At 40.2% G+C, this 18671-nt stretch carries 14 protein-coding genes and 1 riboswitch; of the genes, 4 read left to right on the forward strand and 10 right to left on the reverse strand.

The window, feature by feature from the left end; all coding sequences use genetic code 11:
* Positions 1-39: 39 nt before the first annotated feature.
* The 6 genes from GL301_RS13555 to GL301_RS13580 are packed head-to-tail and all read right to left on the reverse strand — an operon-like array spanning position 40 to position 7853.
* On the reverse strand, positions 40-735 hold the full coding sequence (locus GL301_RS13555) for a response regulator (protein WP_003724985.1): 696 nt from the start codon (positions 733-735) through the stop codon (positions 40-42).
* Positions 732-3422: a sensor histidine kinase gene (locus GL301_RS13560; protein ID WP_003730767.1), complete on the reverse strand. Its 2691-nt coding sequence runs from the start codon at positions 3420-3422 to the stop codon at positions 732-734. The genes GL301_RS13555 and GL301_RS13560 overlap by 4 nt, the downstream gene beginning before the upstream one ends.
* Positions 3423-3437: 15 nt before the next feature.
* Positions 3438-4010, reverse strand: coding sequence for a K(+)-transporting ATPase subunit C (gene kdpC, locus GL301_RS13565; protein ID WP_003724987.1), 573 nt, complete (start codon positions 4008-4010; stop codon positions 3438-3440).
* Positions 4011-4024: 14 nt separating this feature from the next.
* The gene (kdpB, locus tag GL301_RS13570) at positions 4025-6070 is read right to left on the reverse strand and encodes a potassium-transporting ATPase subunit KdpB (protein WP_003727672.1); all 2046 of its coding nucleotides are present in this window, start codon (positions 6068-6070) and stop codon (positions 4025-4027) included.
* Positions 6071-6081: 11 nt separating this feature from the next.
* Positions 6082-7767, reverse strand: a complete 1686-nt coding sequence (gene kdpA / locus GL301_RS13575; RefSeq protein WP_003730765.1) for a potassium-transporting ATPase subunit KdpA — start codon at positions 7765-7767, stop codon at positions 6082-6084.
* Positions 7764-7853: a potassium-transporting ATPase subunit F gene (locus GL301_RS13580; protein WP_015085182.1), complete on the reverse strand. Its 90-nt coding sequence runs from the start codon at positions 7851-7853 to the stop codon at positions 7764-7766. Before GL301_RS13580 ends, kdpA begins: the two co-directional genes overlap by 4 nt.
* A 253-nt stretch (positions 7854-8106) precedes the next feature.
* Here GL301_RS13580 and GL301_RS13585 point away from each other — a divergent pair, with 253 nt between their 5' ends.
* The 3 genes from GL301_RS13585 (at position 8107) to GL301_RS13595 (ending at position 10194) form a co-directional block, all read left to right on the forward strand.
* Positions 8107-8412, forward strand: coding sequence for a PTS sugar transporter subunit IIB (locus GL301_RS13585; protein WP_003722040.1), 306 nt, complete (start codon positions 8107-8109; stop codon positions 8410-8412).
* Positions 8413-8547: 135 nt separating this feature from the next.
* A complete protein-coding gene (locus tag GL301_RS13590) occupies positions 8548-9855 on the forward strand; it encodes a PTS sugar transporter subunit IIC (protein WP_003724990.1) in 1308 nt (435 codons plus the stop codon).
* A gap of 36 nt (positions 9856-9891) precedes the next feature.
* Positions 9892-10194 carry a PTS sugar transporter subunit IIA gene (locus GL301_RS13595; protein WP_003722042.1) on the forward strand — a complete coding sequence of 101 codons (303 nt, stop codon included), beginning with the start codon at positions 9892-9894 and terminating at the stop codon, positions 10192-10194.
* A 442-nt stretch (positions 10195-10636) separates the two neighbouring features.
* On the opposite strand, the gene GL301_RS13600 is transcribed toward GL301_RS13595, so the two are convergent.
* The 4 genes from GL301_RS13600 to GL301_RS13615 form a co-directional block, all read right to left on the reverse strand.
* On the reverse strand, positions 10637-11740 hold the full coding sequence (locus GL301_RS13600; RefSeq protein ID WP_003734238.1) for an FtsW/RodA/SpoVE family cell cycle protein: 1104 nt from the start codon (positions 11738-11740) through the stop codon (positions 10637-10639).
* On the reverse strand, positions 11737-12867 hold the full coding sequence (locus GL301_RS13605) for an FtsW/RodA/SpoVE family cell cycle protein (RefSeq protein WP_003734237.1): 1131 nt from the start codon (positions 12865-12867) through the stop codon (positions 11737-11739). Before GL301_RS13605 ends, GL301_RS13600 begins: the two co-directional genes overlap by 4 nt.
* Positions 12868-15438, reverse strand: coding sequence for a magnesium-translocating P-type ATPase (mgtA, locus tag GL301_RS13610; protein ID WP_061108484.1), 2571 nt, complete (start codon positions 15436-15438; stop codon positions 12868-12870).
* Between the two features lie 284 nt (positions 15439-15722).
* A riboswitch (M-box (ykoK) riboswitch) is annotated at positions 15723-15889 on the reverse strand.
* Positions 15890-15991: 102 nt separating this feature from the next.
* Complete coding sequence (locus tag GL301_RS13615; RefSeq protein ID WP_070008129.1) at positions 15992-16558, reverse strand: TetR/AcrR family transcriptional regulator; 567 nt, start codon at positions 16556-16558, stop codon at positions 15992-15994.
* Between the two features lie 161 nt (positions 16559-16719).
* On the opposite strand from GL301_RS13615, the gene GL301_RS13620 reads away from it, so the two are divergent.
* Positions 16720-18495 (forward strand): 1,4-beta-N-acetylmuramoylhydrolase, encoded by a 1776-nt coding sequence (locus GL301_RS13620; RefSeq protein ID WP_003734235.1) that lies wholly within the window; start codon positions 16720-16722, stop codon positions 18493-18495.
* The last annotated feature ends 176 nt before the right edge of the window (positions 18496-18671 follow it).

Below are 18671 nucleotides of genomic sequence, written 5' to 3' on the forward strand. Positions count from 1 at the left end.
TTAATTCCTCCTGGCGTTTATTTTTATCATAACATATTATTATTCTTCTGCCATCCGGTATCCAACCCCAACTTCTGTCAAAATGTATGCAGGTTCTGCCGGATTTTGTTCAATTTTACGTCGGATATTACTCATATTGACCCGAAGTGCTTGGTTTTCACTTGGATAAGGTCCCCAAATTTCGCGAATAATAAAATCATGCGTAAGGACTTTTCCGGCGTGGCGAGCTAATAGAAGCAAAATTTTATATTCAATTGGCGTAAAATGAATTTCCTTATCGCCCATTTTGACAAGTCGGCGGTCGTCATCAATATACAGGTCTTGAATGCGAATAATATGATCATTTGGCGCTTCTTTGCTGCTTGGTTGAATGTGTCTTAGGGCAGTTCGAATCCGCGCCAGTAGTTCCGATGTGCCGAATGGTTTCGTAATATAATCATCTGCACCAAGGTCAAGTGCCGTCACTTTCTCTCGTTCGTGATCGCGCGCGGATACAACAATAATCGGCACTTTTGACCAAACACGAATATCACGGAGCACGTCTAGTCCTTCTACATCGGGCAAACCTAGGTCGAGTAGCACAACATCTGGCGAATGGCTTGCTGTCTGCTCTAGCGCTTCTTTTCCATTCACTGCTTTAATCACCGAGTAATCACTCGCAGTCAAAACAGCTGAAATAAAATTACTGATACCCTCTTCATCTTCCACAATTAGCACAAGTCGTTTGCTGTTCATTTTCCATCTCCTCCGTCTAGTGGCAAAGTGAACCAGAATGTCGCCCCGCCATGTTTGTTATTTTTCGCTTCTAAAGTCCCGTCATGCGCTCGAATAATCGACATACAAATCGATAAACCAAGTCCTAATCCGCGTGACATATCAGAACGCTCTCTCGCTTCCACAGCAAAAGTATCAAATAAATCTGGCAAGCGTTTTTCCGGAATCCCTTTTCCATTATCACGAACACTAAAAATCGCACTTTGCTTCGTTTTCGTCACGTCTACCCAAACTTCTGCACCAGTTCCACCATGACGTAGCGCATTTTCCATTAAATTAATAAGGACTTGCTCAATTAACGTGCCATCCATCGGAACCATAAGAAGGTCGCGCGGTACTTTGACATGGATTGTTCGGTCCGCGAAACGTTTTTTGATTCGACCGACAGCCTCACCTACAATTTCTTCTACGGCTTCTGGAGCTCGTTCCAAACTCACTAACCCTTCACTAATTCTCGTCACAGAAAGCAAATTCTCAACCATCCGAATGAGCCAGCCAGAGTCATCTTTAATACCTTTAATTAAATTATGTTCCGTTTCTTTATCTAGCTCAGTTTCTTTTTCAAGTAAGGCAGAACTTGCTCCAACAATGCCAGTGAGCGGTGTTCTTAAATCATGCGAAATTGCCCGAAGTAAATTGCTTCTCATTTTTTCTTTTGCTGATTCGATGACGATTTGGCGTTGTTCTTCAGATAAATATTGCCGTTCTAAAGCTAGTGCCACTTGAGAGCTAATCATTCGTAAAAAGATCCGATTATCTTGTGTAAGTGGACCATCTTCTGGGGAGCAAGAAACACCAATAACACCAAGCACTTTCCCCTGTGACATCACTGGCATATAATAACCAAATGCCCCCATTAACGTATCCGTCCCAGCACCCGCCCGCTTTTTATTTTTAAATACCCAGTGGGCAACCGCTTCTTCATCCGCACTAAGAAGCGCACTCGCATCTTCTTTTCCTTCTGCTTGCACGAAAATCCCTTTATTACTTTTGGCAGGATCCGCAGAATAAAAAATAACGGAACGGCTAAATAAATGCAAAATATATTCGTTGGTTAAATCGATAATTCCTTTTAAATTACGGGTGACTAATAGCCGTTTATTGATTTCATAAAGCACTTCGGTTCGACGTTCTCGCTCAACGGCCAGGCTAGCTTGGGTTTTAATTCGGACAGTTAGCGCACTCGTAATAAGAGCGACTAAAAGCATAATTCCGAACGTCACCGGATAGCCCGCTTGAATTGTATTAAACGTATAAAGTGGTGTCGTGAAAAAGAAATTAAATAACATAACACCAATGATAGAACCCATAACGCCATAAACATAGCCGCTTGTTACGCGAGAAATAATTAACACGGATAAAATATATACCATAATAACATTTTGATCACCGATGCCAAATTCACTTAAACCGACACAAATCGCCGTTGCCAATGTTAGAAGTAAAATCATTTTCGCCATGTCATGCCAGGTTAAAAAACTTTTAAAACGCATTTTCATTCGACGCTTTTTCGTTTTTGGTTGGCTCGAGGGGATAATATGCATATCAACGTTATCAAGGTGCGTAATGAGACGATCCTCAAAATCATCTTCAAATAAAGACCTTAAACCCATGCGGCGACGCGATTTCCCGACAACGATATTTGTCACACCAGTCAACCGGGCATACTCAGCTACTGTTTCTGCAATGTCATGTCCGGCGAGGGTGACAATTTCAGCGCCAAGCCGTTCAGCGAGTTCCATCGTTTCCCGTAAACATTTTTTCTCTGCTTTGGTCATATAATCATTTTCTTCATTTTCAATATAAAGGGCCGTCCATGGTGCGCGGAAAGCCTCGGCAGTGCGCGCTGTCCAGCGAATGAGTTTTGCAGATGAAGGCGACGTTCCAATACAGACTAACCATTTACTACTCGCCCGTTTCTCTGGATAAACACCTGTTTGATCGTATTCGTGACTAATTCGGTCGGCCGCTTTTCGCATCGCAATTTCACGCAAGAGTTTTAAGTTTTCTCTAGTGAAGAAGTTCTGCATAGCTGTTTTTGCGCGCGCCGGTTGATAAATTTTACCCTGTTCTAACCGTTTTAGAAGTTCATCGGGTTCAATATCAATTAATTTAACTCGGTCCGCCTCATCAAAAACATAGTCAGGAATCGTTTCGCGAACAGCTACTTTGGTGATGCCTTCTACAATATCGTTTAAACTTTCAATATGTTGCACATTGACAGTCGTATACACATCAATTCCCGCTTGAAGCAATTCTTCCACATCTTGGAAACGTTTCTTATTGCGTACACCTGATGCGTTCGTATGTGCGAGTTCGTCTACCAAAATAAGTTCCGGCTTCCGTTTCAACGCTTCGTCCAAATCGAATTCTTTGAGCGCAATATTTTTGTGAGTAATTGCTTTTGGTGGAATAATCGGGATTCCTTCTAACATTCTCAGCGTTTCCTCGCGAGCATGAGGTTCAATATAACCCGCCACGACATCCACACCTGCTGCTAATTGATCTTTGGCGTCACTTAACATGGCATATGTTTTCCCAACACCTGCCGCAAAGCCAAAATATATTTTTAATTTACCCACGGATGAATCTGCCTCTTCTTGCAAATTCACCAGCAGCGCATCCGGACTTGGACGATTCGTTTCCATATACTCGCCTCCAACTTACATTTTCAATCTATCTAATGCCAAATTCACTTGTAAGACGTTCACAGTTGGCTCACCCCAAAAGCCTAACAATCGGTCACTTGTATGTTCTGCGATAATTTCTTTGACTTGTTTGGTGGAAATGCCTCGCTCTCTAGAAATTCGGTCTACTTGATATGCCGCAGCAGCCTCTGAAATATCCGGATCCACGCCACTTGCTGATGCTGTTACTAGATCCATTGGAATAACTCGATTGTTCGTCGGATCTAGTTTATGCCACCAAGCAATTCGTTTTTCTACTAATTGTTTTTGTTCTTCGCTAGTAGGGTTTAAGTTTGTCGCCACCCCGTCACTTGCTGCCCGTCCAATCAAGTACTCAGGCTTAGTAAACGTTTGGCCAATTTCAGCAGAACCAACTTTTCCGGTCGTACCATCTGCTCGTTTTTCTTCTATTATACTGCCATTTGCTTTGTCGTGGAAAGCTGCACTTGCAAAAATAGTGACAATACCCGGATAAACCACACCACACATCAATGTCAAAAGTAGAAATCCAACTACTGCCGGCTTCCAAATTTGCATAAATCTTTTCATGTTTTCTCCCCCTCTTAAACGATTCCTAAAACAGTTAACAGCATATCAATCAATTTAATCGCGATAAATGGAGCAATCAAACCACCCAGACCATAAATCAACATATTTCTGCTCAGTAATTTCCCGGCCGGCATTTCACGATACTTCACGCCTTTTAAAGAAAGCGGAATTAAAATAATGATAATCACCGCATTGTAAATAATCGCGGATAAAATAGCGCTCGTCGGGCTGGTTAATCCCATTAAATTAAGTGCTTCAAGTTGTGGGAAAATACCGTAAAACAGCACTGGAATAATCGCAAAGTATTTCGCTAAATCATTAGCAACACTAAATGTTGTCAGTGCACCACGCGTCATTAAAAGTTGTTTGCCAATCCGCACAATATCAATTAATTTAGTAGGACTAGAATCCAGATCAACCATATTCCCAGCTTCTTTTGCCGCTTGTGTTCCTGTATTCATCGCAACAGCAACATCCGCTTGTGCAAGAGCTGGTGCGTCATTCGTGCCATCACCTGTCATTGCAACCAAATGACCTTCCCGTTGATATTCACGAATTAATTCCAATTTTGCTTCTGGAGTTGCTTCTGCTAGAAAATCATCGACCCCTGCTTCCGCCGCAATGGCTGCCGCAGTCATTGGGTTATCACCGGTAATCATAATGGTTTTAATACCCATTTTTCGTAAATCAAGGAAACGTTCTTTCACTCCATTTTTCACGATGTCTTTTAAATAAATAACGCCTAGCACTTTGTTATTTCGGACTACTACAAGCGGTGTACCACCAGCACCAGCAACTTTGCTCACAATTGCATCACACTCTTTTGGGTACGTCCCGCCATTCGCCGTTACGTAAGCACGAACCGCATCCGCCGCACCTTTTCGAATCGTATTTTCTTGATAGTCAATTCCGCTCATTCGGGTTGTTGCAGTGAAGGGAACAAATTCTGCGTGCATTTCAGCAAAATCTCGGCCGCGAATGTCGAACCGTTCTTTCGCTAATACAACAATACTCCTGCCCTCCGCTGTTTCGTCCGCAATCGAAGAAAGTTGCGCCGCATCTGCCAGCTCTTGTTCCGTCACACCATCCACTGGCAAAAATTCGCTTGCTTTGCGGTTTCCCAGTGTAATCGTCCCAGTTTTATCGAGCAAAAGCACATCCACATCACCAGCTGCCTCAATCGCACGACCACTCATCGCTAAAACATTCGCTTGATTTAACCGACTCATCCCTGCAATTCCAATCGACGAAAGTAGTGCACCAATCGTAGTTGGCGCCAAACAAACAAGCAAAGCAATCACATTCGTAATCGAAATTGCCGATCCAGCACCCGCCTGCTTACTCGCAAATTCAGTAAATGGTAAAAGCGTCGCTGAAACTGCCAAAAAAATAATCGAAAGCGTTACAAGCAAAATTTGTAGCGCAATCTCATTCGGCGTCTTTTTCCGTGAAGCTCCTTCCACCATTGCAATCATTTTATCTAAGAAACTTTCTCCAGAGACCGCCGTCACACGAACAACAAGCCAGTCAGAAACAAGCGTAGTTCCACCCGTCACAGCACTTCTATCCCCGCCAGACTCTCGAATTACGGGTGCAGACTCCCCAGTTATCGCACTTTCATCAACTGAAGCCGCACCTTCAATAACCTCGCCATCCATCGGGATTTGTTCATTCGCAAGGACATACACAATGTCGCCTTTTTTCAAGTCATTCGAAGCAATTTCGATCACATCAGTTTTATCATCAATATTCTTCAATTTTCGAGCTAAAACGTCTTTTCGAGCCATTTTCAAACTATCCGCCTGTGCTCGACCGCGACCTTCCGCAATCGCCTCTGCAAAATTCGCAAATAACACTGTAAACCATAAAATCAGCGCAATTGCTAGCGTATAACCAGACTTCTCATCTGAAATCCCGAAGAAACCGAGAAAATAAAGGCTCGTTGCCAAAATCGCACCAACATAAACAAGCAACATCACCGGATTTTTCACTTGCAGTTTTGGAGACAGTTTTTTCGTCGACTGAATCAGCGCATCTTTCCAAATACCTTTTTCCATCATTTCCATTCACCTCATTTGAAAGTTGTAAAGAAGTCCGCAATCGGTCCAAGCGCAAGTGCTGGCAAGAAACTAAGTGCGCCAACAAGTACCACAACACCAATTAAAAGACCAATAAACATGCCATTTTTCGTCGATAACGTCCCGCTGCTCGCTGCAACCGAACTCTTTCCAGCCATATTTTGCGCTAAATAAAGCGCCGCAACAAGTGGAATAAAACGAGCAAGTAACATCATTACTGCGCCAACCATATTTGTAAACGTCGTGTCCGCCGCAAATCCAGCAAAAGCACTACCATTATTATTTCCCATCGAAGTAAATGCATAGAGGACCTCGGAAAAACCGTGCGCCCCACTCGCCGAAACAGAAGCTTGCACACTTGGCATCATCACCGCAACCGCAGTTCCAAACAAAGTCAACAGCGGCGGAACCAAAATAAGCAAACAAACCATTTTCATATCATAAGGTTCAATTTTCTTCCCTAAATATTCCGGCGTCCGCCCAACCAAAAGCCCCGCAATAAACACCGTCAAAATAATAAAACCAATCATGCCATAAAGCCCGCTACCAACACCGCCAAAAATAACCTCCCCGAGTTGCATAAAGAACATTGGGACCAGCCCACCGAGCGGAGTCAAACTGTCGTGCATTGCGTTCACCGCTCCATTCGAGGCTGCCGTCGTGGAAGCTGCAAAAAGCGACGAACCGCCAACACCAAAACGAACCTCTTTTCCTTCCATACTGCCAGAAGTCGCAACACCTTGATAATGTGGACCTGCAAATTGTTCGGAGATAGTTATCGCAACAACACCAATAACAAAAACAATCATCATCGCTGTCATAATCGCGCGTCCTTGCTTACTATCCTTCACCGCACGCCCAAACATCACAACAAGCGCCACTGGGATAAGTAAAATCGCCAACATTTCTATTAAATTAGTAAAACTAGATGGGTTTTCAAACGGAAACGCCGAATTTGCCCCGAAAAAGCCTCCACCATTCGTTCCCAGTTGTTTAATCGCAATTTGACTTGCAGCTGGACCAAGCGGAATCAATTGTTTTGCTCCATTTTCAAGCGTCTCCACAACCGAATAATCAGCAAATGACTGCACCACTCCTTGCGATACTAAAAGAAGCGCCAAAATAAGCGAAAGTGGTAATAGAATATATAGCGTCACTCGAAATAAATCTTGCCAAAAATTTCCTATCGTTTTCTGTTTCTTCCATATAAAGCCACGAATTACCGCAAATAATACTGCAATCCCTGTCGCTGCCGAAACAAAGTTCTGCACCGTTAAACCAATCGACTGCGAAAAATAAGATAACGCCGCCTCACCAGAATAAGCTTGCCAGTTCGTATTCGACACAAAACTCGCCGCCGTATTAAATGCAAGACTAAAACTAAGTCCTTTCATACCTTCCGGGTTGAGCGGTAAAAAGCCTTGTAGCATCAACACCGCCATTACAAATACAAAGCCAACTGCACTAAAAGCAAGTACGGATACTGCATAACGCTTCGCCGACATGCCAACCTCACTCACACCCATCAATCGATAACCAAACCGCTCAACCGGCTCAAGCACTCGTGACAAAAATACCTTTTCCCCAATCATCACCTTATACATATAAATTCCAAGAGGCACCGCCAAAACTAATAACAATACAACAAAAAACGCATCTTGCATCACGATATACTTCATAAGTCCTCACCTCTAAATAACACATAAAATAAATATACCAACAAACCTAAACCGATTATTCCAGCAATTACTAGAACAACACCCATTTTCCGTTCACCCCTTCACCGTACTCTTTCCACCACTAATCCTACCAACAAACGCATAAAGACAGTGTTAAGATTCTAAAGCTCCGCATAAAGATTCCGTTAATATCTCTATGTGTGTAAAATTTACACACAAAAAAAGCCAATGTGTAAGCAAAAAACAAAATGAAAACCCTTTTATAGCCACATTTAAAGTTGGCACGGTACTTGCATATATAATAAGTGTTAAGAGAATTATCTAGAGGAGGAAATAATCATGAAAACAATCATGTTAGTATGTTCAGCAGGTATGTCTACCAGCTTACTAGTTACAAAAATGGAAAAAGCAGCTGCAGAAAAAGGCCTTGAAGCAAAAATCTTCGCCGTTGCAGAAGCAGAAGCAGCTAACCATTTAGACGAAATCGATGTTTTATTACTTGGACCACAAGTACGTTTCTTAGAAGGAAACATGAAGAAAAAATTAGAGCCAAAAGGTATTCCATTAGCTGTTATTAACAGTGTTGATTACGGAATGATGAAAGGCGACAAAGTTTTAGAACAAGCATTAGAGTTAATGAAGTAAAAAGAGGGTAATTACAGCTAGCTAGCTGAAAATTATAAAAAACTAAAGAGGTATAGTAATAACGCCATGTTTTAGAAATTATGTATTCGTCTTAACTCGGCTATTACTTTATCCCTCAAAAAAGGAGAATAAAAAATGAATGGTTTTATCGCATTTATGGAGAAATATTTCATTCCCTACGCTGCCAAAATTGGTGGACAACGTCATTTAGTAGCAATTCGTGATGGTTTCATTACAACTATGCCACTTATGATTCTAGGGTCTTTCGCCGTTTTAATTAACAACTTCCCAATTCCAGCTTACCAAAAGTTCATGAATAACTTATTTGGTGAAGGAACTTGGCAAGCATTCGGCGGAAACGTTTGGAACGGTACTTTTGCTATCTTAGCACTACTTATCGCTTTCACTGTAGCTTACAACTTAGCTAAATCTTATGACAAAGATCCACTTTCTTCCGCAGTAGTTTCTGTAGCAACTTTCTTCACAATTGGCGCAATTGCTCCAGGTGCAGACGGCGTTGCAAACACTGGTGGTCTTGGATCAACTGGTCTTTTCTTAGCATTAATTATTGCAATTCTTTCCACTGAAATCTTCACTCGTTTAAGTGGTAGCCCGAAATTAATTATCAACATGCCTGATGGTGTTCCACCGGCAGTTTCTCGTTCATTCGCAGCTTTATTCCCTGCAATGATCACTGTTTCTATCTTTGGTCTTATCACTGCGTTCTTCCAAGCAGCTGGTGTGACTAACTTAGTAATTTCTTTCTACGAATTAGTACAAGAACCGTTCATGGGTCTTGCAAACTCCTTGCCAGCAGCTTTATTATTGGCATTTGTTTCTGCTTTCCTTTGGTTCTTTGGTTTACACGGTGCGAACATTATCGACCCGTTCATGCAAACAATCAACATCCCAGCTATCGAAGCTAACGTAAAAGCACTAGAAGCTGGTAAAGAACTTCCTTACATCGTTAACAAACCTTTCTTTGACTCTTTCGTTAACTTAGGCGGAACTGGGGCAACTATCGGTTTAATCATTGCTATCTTTATCGTAGCTCGTAAACATAAAGCGTACATGACAGTTTCTAAATTGTCTGCAGCGCCAGGTATTTTCAACATTAACGAACCAATGATGTTTGGTCTTCCAATCGTCTTGAATCCAATTATGTTCATTCCGTACATCTTGGCACCACTTGTACTTGTAACTGTAGCTTACTTTGCAACAGCTATTGGTTGGGTACCAGCTTGTACTATCGTAACTCCTTGGACTACACCACCAATTATCGGTGGAGCACTTGCAACACAAAGTATCGCAGGTGGCGTACTTGCAGCTGTAAACTTAGGTCTATCTATCCTAATCTTCCTTCCATTCGCGAAAATTGCTCAAATTCAAGAGCTACGTCGTGAAAAAGAAGCACTTGCTGCTGAAGGCGTTACTGCTGAATAATTTTTAAAAACCAAAACTTTAAGGACGTGTTTACAGATGGATTTAGAGCAAACTATTATGAGCTTGATCGTGTTCGGTGGTAACGCTAAAAGCGATGCTATGTTAGCCATTGATTCCGCTAAAAAAGGGGATTTCGCTCAAGCAGACGAACAAATCGCCCAAGCAGAACAAGCACTACTTGAAGCGCATCATTCTCAAACAAAACTTATACAAGGTGAAGCACGTGGCGAAAAAACAGAAGTTTCCCTTCTACTCGTTCACGCACAAGACCACTTAATGAATGCAATCACTTTCAAAGATTTAGCGAAAGAAATTGTAGACCTTTATAAGAATAAATAAAAACAGGGTTGTCATATATGTATTGACCCCCTAAAGTTAAACTATTAATAGAGTGGATTTTTTCCACTCTATTTTTATGTGGCTTTTTATTTAATAATATGAAAAAAGATCCCTAGAATTAGATTTTCAGAACTAATTTTAGGGGTCTTTTTTATTCATGTTATTTCTTTGATAATCCAAACTTTTTATAAAGCTTAAATCCTATAAAAACAATACCAATAACTAAAACAGCTTCTATTATAATTGGAACGTACGGCGTTATCCAAGACATACTTCTGCCTCCCATTATTTAATTTCCACTCACTGAGTTTGTTTTCTATTTCACAAGAATTGTATCATATAATTACAGTATTCTCTATCCAAGCAAAAAGTCCTTCGTCAACATTGTCTGGACCTCCCCTAAAATTAATGTTTTTAGGGGATAGTTCAAACAGCTGTTTTTTTATTCTACTAAATCGGCGTCTGACCGAATAATCGCTAATACAACGCCTATTGCAATGAAATTACCAAGCACCGCGCTCCCACCATAACTAATAAAAGGAAGTGGAATCCCAGTAAGTGGCATAAGTCCGACTGTCATACCAATATTTTCAAAAATATTAAACGCAAAACTTACAGCAAAACCCGCTAAAACTAGCGAAGAAAAAGTATTCTTCATCAAAAGAGCTGCCATAATTAATTGATGAATAAGTAACATAAATAAAATTAACAACAAACTGACACCAACAAAGCCAAATTGATGACCAATCGTACTAAAGATCATATCCGTATGACTTTCAGGAATATAAGCGTTTGTACCAGAACTACCAGTCATCATCCCCGAACCAACAGCCTTCATCGATAAATTAAGTTGATAGACCGCATCTGGATCAGTAGTAGGGTCAAGCCACGTCTGAATCCGCGCAAATTGATACGCATGAAAGCCGATTTTTTCCAGTAAACTAATATGATAAACGACTACATACATTCCAACCGTCACTGTAGTTAAAATTAGAGTTATAATACCCACCATCAATTTAGTTGATTTTATAGCGAGCAAAATAATCGCAAGTGCCGTAACTCCGTAAACAATTGTCGTACCAAGATCTGGCTGTTTCATAATTAATAGCAAAACAACCCCAGTAAGCGCCGCTAAAATGCCTAACTGTTTCCATTTCTGCGCTTGATATTTTACAGCAAAATGTGCCAATACAAAAATAAAAATCGATTTGACAACTTCAGATGGTTGGAAAGACAATCCAGCGAAGCGATACCACCGCGTTGCCCCGTTTATATTTTGGACTAGAGGGTTTGGTATGAGTATTCCAAGTAGTGTAATCACCATAATGACGTAAAGCCAAATCGCATGATGTCGCAAAAACTCTACCGGCAGGCGCGAAACACCAAAACATGTAAGTGCCCCAATTACCAAAAACACCAACTGCATTCCTAAAAAATTGGTATCATATTGGTTTGTCTTCTGAGCAAAATAAATCGCTACACAACTCACTAACGACAATAAGAACACCGATAAAATAATTCGATTATATTGAATATCCCGCTTCATAAATACACGACCTCTCTAGATTTAGCTAGTAAATTCCGCCTTGCAGCAGCCATTACAAACCCAACTGCGCACGAAAGCATGACTACCGAACTACCCCCGTAACTAATAAACGGCAGTGGAACTCCAGTAAGCGGAATAATCCCACTCACTCCTCCAAGATTCAAAAACATCTGCACCGAAATCCAAGCGGCAACTCCAATACATACCATCGAATCGAAAATAAAATGACTACAAACAGCAATATAAAGTGCGGTAAAACTGAGTAACATTAACAAAAAAATCGTCCAAATAACACCAAAAACACCAAGCTCTTCCGCAATAACCGTCATAATAAAATCCGTATGCGGCTCCGGCAAATAACCTAATTTCTGGATGCTACCTCCTAATCCAGTCCCAAATATCCCTCCACTTCCAATCGCATAGTAGCCATTTCTAAGTTGATAAGAAGCATCTAAGTTTTCAAGGTTAAAAGGATCTAAAAAAGCAAATCTGCCCAATTTTGCAGTGCTAAAAAAATCAGGATGAAAGAAATAAATCAGTGTTGCTACAAGGATTAACAGACCAAAAGCCCAGATAAATACCCGGACGAGGCGTGAGAGGCCAACTCCGCTCGTTAAAAACAAAGCGACCCCAATAACACCTAAAATTACAGCCGTACCGAGATCCGGCTGTAAGAAGACTAATGCTATAGTAAGAAACAAAAAGCCTAGCACCCAATGTTGTACTCGCACCCCGCAACCTTTCCGCAAGAAAACAGTCGCAATCACAAGTATTAATAGCAATTTGACAGTTTCAGTAGGCTGGAATGTCACTCCGAAAATAGACAGCCATCTTTGGGCATTATTAGCCGCATTACCAGTTATAAGCACTAACACTAATAAAGCTAGAAGACCCAAAGAAAGAATACGCAACGTCACCCGCTGATAAAATAATTTCACATTTATACGCGAGCACACTAGTAAGCCTAAAAGACCAAGACCATAGAAGAGTAGCTGCCTATTAAAGAAATAACTAGGATCCACTTTGTAACGCATGATTGCAACCCCATAACTCGTACTATAAACAAGTAGCAAACTCCATACTGCCAGAAGCAAATACGTTACAAAGAGCAATCGACCCGCACGCATTTAAATCCACTCCCGGAATTTCCGAATGTAAAGAGTTTTCACTAGTTGCATCGTAGCCATATAACCAACAAGAATAAGGATTAACCATGGGAAATAACTACCTGGCAAGCTCACAAAACCTATACTGTGACCAAATCCGGTAAACGGAATCACAATACCTAATGCCATCACAATAAGTGTCGCAATCATTACCGGAGCAGCTGCCCGACTTTGAATGAAAGGTATTTTCTCTGTCCGAATCATGTGCACAACTAGAGTTTGAGTGAGTAAGCCGACAACAAACCAACCACTGTGGAATAAAGCTTGCTCTGCTACCGTGTTTGCACTAAATACAAACCACATAATTAGAAACGTCGCAATATCAAAGATCGAACTTACTGGGCCAATACATAGAATAAAGCGCAACATTCCTTTTTGTTCCCATTGATGCGGTTTTTTCAAAAACGACCGATCCATTTTATCCCAAGGGAGAGTTAATTGTGAGAAATCATAAAGCAAGTTTTGTAGCAAAAGATGTAAAGATAGCATTGGTAAAAAGGGAATAAATGCACTTGCGACCAAAACACTAAACACATTACCAAAATTGGAACTAGCTGTCATTTTCAAGTATTTTAAAATATTACCAAATACGTTACGCCCTTCCATAACCGCATCATTTAAAACTGTTAAGCTTTTCTCCAGCAAAATTACTGAGCTTGCATCTTTTGTAATGTCTGCTGCTGTATCAACAGAGATACCAACATCCGCTTTCCTAAGTGCTGGCGCGTCATTAATTCCGTCTCCAAGGAAGCCAACAGTATGTCCTGCTTTTTTCAGCAAATCAATGATACGCGATTTTTGCATTGGGGTTAATTTAGCAAAAATGTGGTATTTCCGTAATTCGCGCGTGAGTTCTTCATCAGATAAGTCTTCAATATCTCCGCCAAGTAAAAATCCATTCGCTGGTATACCTACTTCCTCACAAATCCGTTTCGTAACAATTTCGTTATCTCCAGTCAAAACCTTCACGTTAATTTGGTTTTTAAATAACTGTGTAATGGCTTCTTTCGTCGATGCTTTTACTGGATCACGGAAACCTAGGAGTCCCGCAATAATCATCTGTTCTTCATCTTTTTTAGTAAATGATTCACCAGCCTTTCCAGTTTTATACGCTACTGCAATTACTCGAATTCCTGAGCGATTCATTTCTGCACACATTTCTTGAAGTTCGCTCTTTTCTAATTCAGTTAGTGTAGAAATTGTGCCACCAAATTCCTTATGAGTGCATACTGTGAGCATTTCTTCTACCGCGCCTTTTGTAATCATCTTTGTCTCTGTATTATTTTCCACTACCACACTCAGACGACGCCGATCAAAATTAAACGGAATTTCGCCAACTTTTGTCCATCCTGATGCAGTACTTTCATCCAATTTGGCAATAACAGCATGATCTAAAACGTTTTTCCAGCCCGTTTGGAAGTAGCTGTTTAAATAAGCCATATTTAGAACACTTTCAGAAGTTTCACCAGCACTATCAATGTATTTTACAAGTTCTAGTTTATCTTCTGTGAGCGTGCCTGTTTTATCCGTACATAAAATATCCATCGCGCCGATATTTTGAATTGCACTAAGTTCTTTCATAATTACTTTTTTCGACGACATATTGATGGCGCCTTTTGCCAAGTTCGTGCTGACAATCATCGGTAGCATCTCAGGAGTGAGCCCAACCGCAATTGCTACCGCATAAAGAAATGCTTCTAACCACTCGCCTTTCATAAGACCGTTAATCATAAATACAATCGGAACCATTACGACCATAAAATAAAAGAGTAATTTCGAGATTGACTTAACGCCTTTATCAAAGCTAGTGTCGCCACGACGTTCTGTAGCTGCGATTGACAACGAGCCGAAAAATGTCGCGCTTCCTGTTCGTAAAACAACCGCCTTGCCGTGCCCACTTAACACATCTGTCCCCATAAATAATAAGTTTTCCCGTTCAAAAAGGTCCGGATTAGCGCGTTTGTCTTCCACAAATTTTTCAGAAGGAATTGATTCGCCTGTAAGTGCTGACTGATTAATTAATAAATCCGTTGCCGAAATAACGCGTGCATCTGCTGGAATAATATCCCCCGCTGAAACTTCGATTAAATCTCCGGGCACAATTTCATCTTGTGCTACTACAATCATTTCATCGTTTCGAATAACGTTCACTTTATTTTTCACTATATTTTTTAGCGCGTAGCTAGCCCGCTCTGCTCTACTCGTTTGAACAAATCCAAGAATTCCACTAGCTAAGATCATTAAGGCCATAATTATTGTCGCTTCCATATCATCTGTTAAATATGAAATCACCATTAACATGATTAAAATATAGATAAAAGGATCATTAAACGCTCGGATAAATAACCGTAAATTGGACACTTTCTTTTCTTCCACTGTTTGATTAGGACCAAATTCTGCTAGTCTTTCTGTAACTTCGACGTTCGTTAGTCCTGTTTCCATTACACCTAATTTTTCTAAAATCTTATTTCTATCCAATTGTGACTCTTTGAGCAAATTGTTACCTTGCTTTTTTACATGTAGTTTTTTCATTTTCCTTGCCTCCAATTCTTTCTAGGCAAGCTGAGAATAACGTTTATGTGCGCCAGAGATGAAGGTTAGTCACTCTTGCAGCTTGATTACTATAATACGAGTCCGGTTCTTCTACTTCCTCTCCCTGATGGTGGTCCATTGCCTTCATCTCCTTTCGAATTTTATCTAAGCTTAATTATCTGAAAAAAAGATTTTAATTCCCAGATAATTATTTTCATAATAAACATGAAAAAAGTCCTTACCAAAACCTTGGCAAGGACTTCTGAGTTTATACGCATACTAAAACAGACTCCCCTCGCTAAAGTTTTGGCACTATGCAACGTAAAGAATACTCTTAGCCACATTATGGAAAGCCTTAATCCGACAATCCCTGTTCTACCCATTGGCGTCTTTGGACATTTTTGGGCAGTGGCCTGTGTTTGCATAGGAGCCTCACCTAACAGGCAAAACTACATATTTATTATCGCTCTAATCGTCTACGAGTTTAACATAGAAAATCTAAGCCCGCAAGACAAAATGTAAAATACTTAACTTTTATTTAACTTTTCGTGATTTATTTCAATAATTTTAACAAAACATCTGCTAATGAATCTGCGGTTGTTGTAATCGTTGGCGGGCGCTTATAAATATCATCGCGTACTTTTTCCACCATAATAAGCAAAATAACACTATTTAAAATCAAAGAAATCGCATCTGCTTCTTGTGATGAGTTCTTACTTGGAATCATTTCTTGTACTTTTTGATTAACCCGCTCGTAAAGATATTCAACAATTGACGGATCAATAAACTCCATATCTTTACTGCCCATTTCCCGAACAGAAATCACCATGAAATCACGATATTTTTCATAAATATCCGAAATAAACTGACTTGCTTGACGTAAAAATACTTTGGCACTCTCAAAATCTTTATCAAAAAATTGATTGATTTCAGCTTTCATACTTTCAAATTGCACTTCAAGAGTCATATGAATTAAATTATCTTTGTTCTTAAATTTTTTAAAAATTGTTGCTTCATTTATTCCAGCGGCTTCTGCTAATTGTCTTGTTGTGGAGCCTTTAATGCCGTGTTTCGCCATCATACAAAGCGTTGCATCCATGATGGATTCGTTTGTAATCATTATTTTACCCCCGTTCAACTAAGTAAGCACTTGCTTATATTCAGTATAACAAAGACGAGCCTTTTTGACAATTTAATTACAATTTGTCGATATCAATCATAAGTAATGTGAAGTATGTAATAATGGATGTAGAATATTTAAAGAATCGGAAGTGACTTACCATGCAAAAGACGAGAAAAGAACGAATTCTTGAAGCCTTACAAGAAGAAAAGAAAAACAAAAAAAGTAAAAAATTTAAAACGGGTGCAACGATTGCTGGGGTTACTGCCATCGCAACCTCTATCACTGTTCCCGGCATCGAAGTAATCGTTAGCGCAGACGAAACAGCGCCTGCTGACGAAGCATCTAAAAGCGCTGAAGCTAACACAACTAAAGAAACACCAGCAACGGCCACTCCTGAAAACACAACAGAACCAACCGTTGAAGCTAAGCAAACTGAAACAAAAGAACAAACAAAGACAGCAGAAGAAAATCAAGCTGCAGCGAAGCAAGTAGAAAAAGCTCCAGCTGAACCCGCAACAGTTAGCAATCCTGACAATGCAACAAGCTCTTCTACACCAGCTACATACAACCTATTACAAAAATCAGCACTCCGTTCGGGAGCAACTGTTCAAAGCTTTATCCAAACAATCCAAGCCTCTTCTTCCCAAATTGCAGCAGAAAATGACCTGTACGCATCTGTCATGATCGCCCAAGCCATTTTAGAAAGCGCCTATGGAACGAGCGAATTAGGCTCTGCTCCAAACTATAACCTTTTTGGAATCAAAGGAGCTTACAACGGCCAATCTTATACAAAACAAACACTAGAAGATGATGGTAAAGGAAACTACTACACAATCACAGCTAAATTTAGAAAATATCCGTCTTATCACCAATCCTTAGAAGATTACGCACAAGTCATTCGAAATGGCCCAAGCTGGAACCCAAATTACTACTCCAAAGTTTGGAAAAGCAACACTACTTCCTACAAAGACGCAACGAAAGCCTTAACTGGAACGTACGCAACAGACACAGCCTATGCAACGAAATTAAATGACTTGATTAGCCGATATAATTTAACCCAATATGACAGTGGCAAAACAACTGGCGGAAACTCCGGAAGTACTGGTAACACTGGAAATTCTAGCAACACCGGAAACACCTCCAATGCAAAAATTTACACAGTTGTAAAAGGGGACTCACTTTGGAGAATCGCTAATAACCATAAAGTAACCGTTGCGAACCTAAAAGCTTGGAATAATCTTAAATCTGATTTCATTTACCCAGGGCAAAAACTTAAAGTAAGTGCTGGTTCCACTACATCGGATACGAATACATCGAAACCGAGCACAGGAACAAGTACATCCAAACCAAGTACAGGCACTAGCACAAACGCTAAAGTATACACAGTTGTAAAAGGTGACTCGCTTTGGAGAATCGCTAACAACCATAAAGTAACTATTGCTAACCTAAAATCCTGGAACAATCTGAAATCCGATTTCATTTATCCAGGTCAAAAACTTAAAGTAAGTGCCGGTTCTACTTCTAACACAAATACTTCTAAACCGAGCACAAACACGAATACATCCAAACCAAGCACAAATACGAACACGAACGCTAAAGTTTATACGGTAGCAAAAGGTGACTCACTTTGGAGAATCGCTAACAACCACAAAGTAACTATTGCTAACCTAAAATCCTGGAACAACTTAAAATCCGATTTCATTTACCCAGGACAAAAACTTAAAGTTAGCGCCGGAACTACTACAAACACAAATACCGCAAAACCAAGCACAAATAAACCAAGTAATTCCACAGTAAAAACATACACCGTCAAAAAAGGCGACTCTTTATGGGCCATTTCTAGACAATATAAAACAACTGTAGATAATATTAAAGCTTGGAACAAGTTAACAAGCAACATGATTCATGTTGGACAGAAATTGACGATTAAGTGAATGTAAAAAGCCTACCTCATGAGCGAGATAGGTCAGAAACTGCGGATAAAGCGAGAAATTGCTTTATCTGCGGTTTTTTTATTAAATTAAACAGATTCTAATGACAATCTGAATAGCAGAGTCTATTGGTTATAATTCATTTATCTCGCATTGATAGTTTAAAGCATCTAATTCCC

This window comes from Listeria sp. LM90SB2, from assembly GCF_028867355.1.
In the GTDB taxonomy this organism is placed as follows: domain Bacteria; phylum Bacillota; class Bacilli; order Lactobacillales; family Listeriaceae; genus Listeria; species Listeria monocytogenes_B.